Annotated in this window: 7 protein-coding genes; 5 read left to right on the top strand and 2 right to left on the bottom strand. The window is 69.8% G+C overall.

The genetic code is table 11. The annotated features are described in order from the left end of the window. Nucleotides 1-105: 105 nt before the first annotated feature. Nucleotides 106-1452: a glucarate dehydratase family protein gene (locus F3T56_RS27105; protein WP_149827976.1), complete on the bottom strand. Its 1347-nt coding sequence runs from the start codon at nt 1450-1452 to the stop codon at nt 106-108. Between the two features lie 104 nt (nt 1453-1556). Between F3T56_RS27105 and F3T56_RS27100 the strand changes: the two genes are divergently transcribed. From F3T56_RS27100 to F3T56_RS27080, 5 genes are all read left to right on the top strand, one after another. After that, nucleotides 1557-2360, top strand: coding sequence for an IclR family transcriptional regulator (locus F3T56_RS27100; protein ID WP_149827975.1), 804 nt, complete (start codon nt 1557-1559; stop codon nt 2358-2360). A 266-nt stretch (nt 2361-2626) separates the two neighbouring features. Beyond that, a complete protein-coding gene (locus F3T56_RS27095) occupies nt 2627-3694 on the top strand; it encodes a PhoH family protein (protein WP_149827974.1) in 1068 nt (355 codons plus the stop codon). A 13-nt stretch (nt 3695-3707) separates the two neighbouring features. Further along, nucleotides 3708-4205 carry an rRNA maturation RNase YbeY gene (ybeY, locus tag F3T56_RS27090; RefSeq protein ID WP_149827973.1) on the top strand — a complete coding sequence of 166 codons (498 nt, stop codon included), beginning with the start codon at nt 3708-3710 and terminating at the stop codon, nt 4203-4205. Next, nucleotides 4202-5509: a hemolysin family protein gene (locus tag F3T56_RS27085; RefSeq protein ID WP_149827972.1), complete on the top strand. Its 1308-nt coding sequence runs from the start codon at nt 4202-4204 to the stop codon at nt 5507-5509. The genes ybeY and F3T56_RS27085 overlap by 4 nt, the downstream gene beginning before the upstream one ends. After that, nucleotides 5506-5865 carry an MmcQ/YjbR family DNA-binding protein gene (locus F3T56_RS27080; protein WP_149827971.1) on the top strand — a complete coding sequence of 120 codons (360 nt, stop codon included), beginning with the start codon at nt 5506-5508 and terminating at the stop codon, nt 5863-5865. The genes F3T56_RS27085 and F3T56_RS27080 overlap by 4 nt, the downstream gene beginning before the upstream one ends. On the opposite strand, the gene F3T56_RS27075 is transcribed toward F3T56_RS27080, so the two are convergent. Beyond that, nucleotides 5827-7284: an MFS transporter gene (locus tag F3T56_RS27075; protein WP_149827970.1), complete on the bottom strand. Its 1458-nt coding sequence runs from the start codon at nt 7282-7284 to the stop codon at nt 5827-5829. The genes F3T56_RS27080 and F3T56_RS27075 overlap by 39 nt on opposite strands. Between the last annotated feature and the right edge of the window lie 131 nt (nt 7285-7415).

Here is a 7415-nt window from a genome sequence, read left to right as displayed (position 1 = left end):
GTCTTTCAGGGGCGCGGGGAACTGCGCGACCAGCCCCCACCCACCCGCACCCGCCAACACGCCGACCGAACCGAGCCGGAAGGCGGGGGCGAAAGGAACCCGGCGTTACCAGCGGGGCACGGTCGGGGTCACCCACGTCGGGTCGGCGGCCCGCATCGCCGCCGCGTCGTCCCGGTCCCGCAGCGCCCCGTCGTCGTCGAGCCACCGCTGATGCAGGAACTCCAACCGGCCGCGGTCGAGTTCGACCCCGAGCCCCGGCGCGTCCGACACCCGCACCACCCCGTTCTCGAAGACGAGCCGCTCGGTCAGCACGTCCTCCGACTGCCACGGATAATGCGAGTCGCACGCGTGGTGAAGGCCAGGCACGGTGGACGCGACATGGGTCATCGCGGCCAGGGAGATCCCGAGGTGGGTGTTGGAGTGCATGGACACCCCGACCCCGAACGCACGGCAGATGGCGGTCAGTTCACGGGTGTTCCGCAGCCCGCCCCAGTAGTGATGGTCGGAGAGAACGACCTGCACGGCCCCCTTCGTGAACGCCTCCTCGATCTCGGCGAACGTCGTCACGCACATGTTGGTGGCCAGCGGCACGCCCGCCCGTCGCCCACCACCGCCCTTGTCCGAGGCGCTTCGCGCCGCCCCCTTCAATCCCGCGGCGACCTCGGCCATCGCGGCCGTACCGAGCGCCGGATCCTCCAGGTACTCCAGCACGTCACCCAGCTTGTCCGCGACCTTCAGCGAAGTCGCCACGGACCAGGCCCCGTTGGGATCGAGCCGCAGCGGATGCCCGGGGAACGCCTCGGCGAGCGCACGGATCGCGGCGATCTCCTCCTCCGGAGGGAACACCCCACCCTTGAGCTTGAACGACGTGAACCCGTACCGCTCCTTGAACCTCCGGGCCTGCTCGACGACCCCCGCCGGGTCCACGGCCGCACCCCAGTCGTCCTTCTCGCAGGCGACGCCCTCGGGATGGTCGGCCCACTTGTAGAAGAGGTACGCGCTGTACTCCACCGCGTCCCGCACCTTGCCGCCGAGCAGCGCGTGCACGGGCAGCCCCAGTGCCTTGCCCAGCGCGTCCAGACAGGCGACCTCGAACCCCGACACGACCGAGAGCCGCAGCTTGTCGGCGGTCTGGACACCGCGCAGGCCGCCCACGTCGACCTGACCGGACACCCGTGACCCGTCGACCGCCACCTCGTCGGCGACGACGAACAACCCGTTCAGATCACTGACCTGGCGGCCCACCAGCTTCTCCGCGAACGGCCGGGCCAGCTCCAGGTACTTGGTGTCCCCGTACGTCTCGCCGAGGCCCGTGACCCCGTCGGCGGTCACGACCTCCACGATCAGTCGGGGCGTGTACGGCTGGTGCACGCCCTGCGTGTTCAGCAGCGGCGGATCGGCGACCAGGATCGGCGTCAGCCGGACCTCGGTGATGGTCAGATCGCGGGTCACGAGGGCCATCTCCCTATGTAGACATCATCTACGTATGAAGATGGAGGTTAGATAGACGAACCCTCAGCGTCAATGGCCGTACACGCCTCTCTTACGATCGGCACATGTCGGGGACGTCGGAGACAGAGGGCGGCGCGGGCGGCGTCCGCGAGGTGAAGTCCGCCGCGCGCACCGTCGACCTGCTGGAACTCCTGGCCGCGCGCGGCGACCGCCCCGCCCGCCTCCAGGAACTCGCGGACGAACTCAAGGTCCCCCGCAGTTCCATGTACGCCCTCCTCCAGACCCTGATCGCCCGAGGCTGGGTCCGCACGGACACCACCGGCTCCCTCTACGGCATCGGCATCCGCGCCCTGCTCACCGGCACCAGCTACCTGGACACCGACCCGCGCGTCCGCGCCGTACGCCCCTACCTCGACGAGGCGTCGGAGGCCCTCGGCGAGACCATCCACCTCGCCCGCCTCGACGGCATGAACGTGGCCTACCTCGCCACCCGCGAGTCCCACGAGTACCTGCGCACGATCAGCCGCGTCGGCCGCCGCCTCCCCGCCCACGCCGGCGCCCTCGGCAAGGCCCTCCTGGCCGAACGCCCCGACACCGACCTCCCCTACGGCCCCTACGAGGCCCTCACCCCCCACACCCACACCACCCGCGCCTCACTCGCCGCCGACCTGGCCACCATCCGCGCCCGCGGCTACTCCGTCGACCGCGAAGAGGGCGTCCCCGGCATCATCGGCTTCGGCTTCGCCCTCCACTACGACACCCCGCCCCACGACGCCATCAGCTGCTCGGTCCCGGTCGCCCGCCTGACCCCGGAACACGAGCGACGGATCGTGCGGGTGATGAGAGAGGCGAGAGCGAAGATCGAGGCAACGAGCCCGGGAGGAGCGGGGTCACCGATCTGGCGCTGAAGGGTGGAGGCCTTGTGACCTGGGGGGCAGGGCAGCCGCGCCCCAAAGGGGCGCGGGGCTGTATCGATATGCGGCTCCGCCGCGTGGGCGCGACCAGCCACGAACAACCCGCAGTCCGGAGACCACAGCAAGCCCCGAGCTCTCCCGAGACCGCGAAAAGCCCTACGGCACTGTCACCCCCACGTCGTACCCTTGAATCGCAAGCGCGGCCCCCTTCAGGGGCATGCGAGTCGCAAAAGGAGGACGTGCGGCCTACGAGCCGGCCCATGACTCAGACACCCACAGCTCACACCCCCGCGCAGGGTCAGGCGAGAGCACAGTTCACCGTCCCGGCGGCCCACCCCATGGTCACCGTGCTGGGCTCCGGCGACTCCCTCCTGCGCGTGATCGAGAAGGCCTTCCCGGCGGTCGACATCCATGTCCGGGGCAATGAGATCAGCGCGGTCGGCGACGCCCCCGAAGTCGCTCTCGTCCAGCGCCTGTTCGACGAGATGATGCTGGTGCTCCGCACCGGACAGCCGATGACGGAGGACGCAGTGGAACGCTCGATCGCCATGCTGAGGGCGAGCGAGAACGGCGAGGGCCCCGAGGAGACCCCGGCAGAGGTCCTCACCCAGAACATCCTCTCCTCGCGCGGTCGCACGATCCGCCCCAAGACGCTCAACCAGAAGCGCTACGTCGACGCCATCGACAAGCACACCGTCGTCTTCGGCATCGGCCCCGCCGGCACCGGCAAGACCTACCTGGCCATGGCCAAGGCCGTCCAGGCCCTCCAGTCCAAGCAGGTCAACCGCATCATCCTCACCCGCCCGGCGGTGGAGGCGGGCGAACGCCTGGGCTTCCTCCCCGGCACGCTCTACGAGAAGATCGACCCCTACCTGCGCCCCCTGTACGACGCGCTGCACGACATGCTCGACCCCGACTCGATCCCCCGCCTGATGGCGGCCGGAACGATCGAGGTCGCACCCCTCGCATATATGCGTGGCCGTACGCTCAATGACGCCTTCATCATCCTCGACGAGGCCCAGAACACCTCGCCCGAGCAGATGAAGATGTTTCTCACCCGGCTCGGGTTCGACTCGAAGATCGTGATCACGGGTGATGTGACGCAGGTGGACCTGCCGAACGGGACGAAGTCGGGACTGCGGCAGGTGCAGGAGATCCTGGAGGGGCTCGACGACGTGCACTTCTCGCGGCTGTCGTCGCAGGATGTCGTACGGCACAAGCTCGTCGGCCGTATCGTCGACGCGTACGAGAAGTACGACACCACGCACGGCACGGAGAACGGCACGCACAAGGGCGGCCGGGGCAAGGCCGGGCACAAGGGGAAGTAGTAAGCACAGCACCATGTCGATCGACGTCAACAACGAGTCCGGAACCGAGGTCGACGAGCAGGCGATCCTCGACATCGCCCGCTACGCGCTGACGCGGATGCGTATCCACCCGCTCTCCGAGCTCTCGGTGATCGTCGTGGACGCCGACGCCATGGAGCAGCTGCATATGCAGTGGATGGACCTGCCGGGGCCGACGGATGTGATGTCGTTCCCGATGGACGAGCTGCGGCCGCCGTCCAAGGACGACGCCGAGCCGCCGCAGGGGCTCCTCGGGGACATCGTGCTGTGTCCCGAGGTGGCCGAGAAGCAGGGCAAGGAAGCGCACACGCAGCACTCCATGGACGAGGAGCTCCAGCTCCTCACCGTCCATGGGGTGCTGCATCTGCTCGGTTACGACCACGACGAAGCGGACGAGAAGGCCGAGATGTTCGGTCTCCAGGCGGCCATCGTGGACGGCTGGCGTGCGGAGAAGGGCCTGACCGGCCCGTCCCCGGCCCCGACCGTGTCATGAGCGCGACTCTTGTCAGCGGGGCTGTCGCCCTGGTCGTCGTCGCCTGGCTCGCCGCCTGCGCGGAGGCGGGCCTCGCGCGGGTCTCCAGCTTCCGCGCCGAGGAGGCCGTACGGTCCGGGCGGCGCGGCAGCGCCAAGCTCGCCCAGGTCGCGGCCGACCCGACCCGCTATCTGAACGTCGCGCTCCTGGTGCGCGTGGCGTGTGAGATGGCCGCCGCCGCGCTCGTCGTATACGCGTGTCTGCAGGAGTTCGAGGAGACCTGGGAGGCGCTGGTCGTCGCCATCGGGGTGATGGTCCTCGTCTCGTACGTGGCCGTCGGGGTCTCGCCCCGCACCATCGGCCGCCAGCATCCCCTGAACACGGCCACGGCGGCGGCGTACGTCCTGCTGCCCCTCGCCCGGATCATGGGCCCGATCCCGCCGCTCCTCATCCTCATCGGCAACGCCCTGACGCCCGGCAAGGGCTTCCGTCGCGGCCCGTTCGCCTCCGAGGCGGAGCTGCGCGCGCTGGTCGATCTCGCCGAGAAGGAGTCGCTGATCGAGGCCGAGGAGCGCCGTATGGTGCACTCGGTGTTCGAGCTCGGCGACACCCTCGTGCGGGAGGTGATGGTGCCGCGCACGGACCTGGTCGCCATCGAGCGTTACAAGACCATCCGGCAGGCCCTGACCCTGGCCCTGCGGTCGGGTTTCTCGCGTATCCCCGTCACGGGGGAGAACGAGGACGACGTCGTCGGGATCGTGTATCTGAAGGACCTGGCCCGCAAGACGCACATCAGCCGGGACGCCGAGAACGAACTGGTGTCCACGGCCATGCGTCCCGCCGTCTTCGTCCCCGACACCAAGAACGCCGGTGCCCTGCTCCGTGAGATGCAGCAGGAGCGTAATCACGTCGCCGTCGTCATCGACGAGTACGGGGGCACCGCCGGCATCGTCACGATCGAGGACATCCTGGAGGAGATCGTCGGCGAGATCACCGACGAGTACGACCGTGAACTGCCGCCGGTGCAGGAGCTGGGCGAGGACCGTCACCGGGTCACCGCCCGCCTCGACATCACCGACCTCGGCGAGCTGTACGGTCTGGGGGCCTACGACGACGAGGACGTGGAGACCGTGGGTGGCCTCCTCGCCAAGGCTCTGGGGCGCGTGCCCATCGCCGGGGCCTCCTCGGTCGTCGAACTGCCCGACGGGCGCGAGCTGCGGCTCACGGCGGAGGCCGCGGCCGGCCGCCGGAACAAGATCGTCACGGTCCTGGTGGAGCCGATCGGTCCCACCGAGCCCCCGGACGAGGAGACGAAGCCGGAGTGACCCCGGACGAACTGCGCGCCTTCTGCCTGTCCTTCAACGAGGCCGTCGAGGACTTCCCGTTCCGCCCGGAGATCTCCGTCTTCAAGGTCCTCGGCAAGATGTTCGCCCTGAGCTGGATCGAAGAGCGGCCCCTGAAGGTCAACCTCAAGTGCGACCCCGAGGACGCCATCCGGCTACGCGGGGAGTACGAGGGCCTGATCGCCCCCGGCTATCACATGAACAAGCGCCACTGGAACACGGTGACCGTCGAGGGGGAGCTCCCGGACCGACTGGTCCGGGAGCTCATCGAGGACTCGTACGACCTGGTCGTGGCCGGTCTACCGCGAGCCGAGCGGCTGCGTCTCGACCGTCCCTGAGCCACTGCCTTCCCGTGAGCCTCGCGCGGCGGTGCGCAGTCCGATCGCGACCAGTACCGCCGCCGCGAGGACGATCGCCGTGTCCAGTGCCAGGACCAGGTGGACGCCGGTCAGCAGGTCGTCGGAGGTCGTCGCCAGGACGCCGAGGAGCGGGATGCCGATGGTGATGCCGACCTGCTGGGTGGAGGTCACCAAGCCGGTGGCGAGGCCCTGTTCCTCGTCGGGGACGCCGGAGGTGACGGTGACGCCGTACGAGATGATCGCGCCCAGGTGGCACATGCTGGCCAGGGAGACGGCGGCCGCGGCGAGCCACACCGACCAGCCGGCCGTGCCGAGGGCGAGGAGGGCGGCGGTGAGGACGCCCTGGCCGAAGAGCGAGACGACGAGGGTGGTGCGGGCGCCGAGGCGGCCGATGACCTTCGCGGCGTAGGTACCGGCGACGACGGACAGGACGCCCTGGAATCCGAAGACGAGACCCGTCTCGAAGGCGGACAGGCCCAGGGTCTCCTGGAAGTAGAGGGTGAGGACGAAGACCACCGTCGACATCATCGAGAAGGTGACCAGTCCGCCCAGGTTGCCCCACGCCACCGTGCGGCGGCGCAGCATCGGCAGGGAGACCAGGGGCGTGTCGGTGCGGGACTCCACGGCCACGAAGGCCGTGAGGAGCAGCAGGCCGGCGACGAGGGTCGCGAGGACGTCGGGGTGGCCGAAGCCGCGGTCCGCCGCCGTCGACAGGGCGTAGATCAGGGAGAGCAGACCGGCGGTGACGGTGATCGCGCCGGGGATGTCCAGGCGCGGGCGTTCGGGGGTGCGGGACTCGGGGAGCAGACCGGGGGCCAGGGGCAGTACGACCAGGGCGAAGAGGGCGAGCAGGCCCATGGTGGAGCGCCAGCCGAGTACGTCGGTCATCACACCGCCGGCCACCATGCCGAAGGTGAAGCCGAGGGAGAGCAGGGTGCCCGAGATGCCGAGGGCGCGGTCGCGGGCGGGACCCTCCGGGAACGTGGTGGTCAGCAGGGACATGCCGGTCGGGACGATCGCCGCCGCGCCCAGCCCCTGCAGCGCGCGGCCCGCCAGGAACGACGCCGGGTCCCAGGCGAACGTCGCCAGCACCGAGGCCGCGCCGAAGAGGGCCAGCCCGGCCAGGAACAGCCTGCGGCGGCCGTACAGGTCGCCGACGCGGCCGAAGAGCAGCAGGAAACCGCCGGAGGGCAGCGCGAACGCGGTCACCGCCCACTGCAACGCCGACTGGCTCATGCCGAGGTCCCGGCCGAGCACCGGCAGCGCCACGTTCAGGACGGAGAAGTCCAGGGCCACCATGAACTGGGCGGCGCACAGGACGAAGAGGACCAACCGGTCGCGGGCGGACAGGGTGGTGCGTTCGTGTCGTACGGGGTCGGTGGACGTGTCGATTGCCATGGTCACGAGGGTGCGGTGGCCGGAATAGCCGTGGGGAGCGGGCAGTTGTCCTGGTGGTGGCACCACCAGACAGCCGTACGGGGGAGTGGGGTACGTGACCGTCGTTGCCGAGACCGGCGCCGGCAAGGCGC

Source organism: Streptomyces tailanensis (genome assembly GCF_008386495.1).
In the GTDB taxonomy this organism is placed as follows: Bacteria; Actinomycetota; Actinomycetes; order Streptomycetales; family Streptomycetaceae; genus Streptomyces; species Streptomyces tailanensis.
The sequence above is the reverse complement of the archived record's forward strand: the minus strand, read 5'-3'. Positions and strand labels throughout refer to the sequence as shown.

Coding starts and splice junctions, on each gene's coding strand:
- F3T56_RS27085 (WP_149827972.1), top strand. CDS start 4,202: ATGAGCGCGACTCTTGTCAGCGGGGCTGTCGCCCTGGTCGTCGTCGCC.
- ybeY (WP_149827973.1), top strand. CDS start 3,708: ATGTCGATCGACGTCAACAACGAGTCCGGAACCGAGGTCGACGAGCAG.
- F3T56_RS27075 (WP_149827970.1), bottom strand. CDS start 7,284: ATGGCAATCGACACGTCCACCGACCCCGTACGACACGAACGCACCACC.
- F3T56_RS27100 (WP_149827975.1), top strand. CDS start 1,557: ATGTCGGGGACGTCGGAGACAGAGGGCGGCGCGGGCGGCGTCCGCGAG.
- F3T56_RS27095 (WP_149827974.1), top strand. CDS start 2,627: ATGACTCAGACACCCACAGCTCACACCCCCGCGCAGGGTCAGGCGAGA.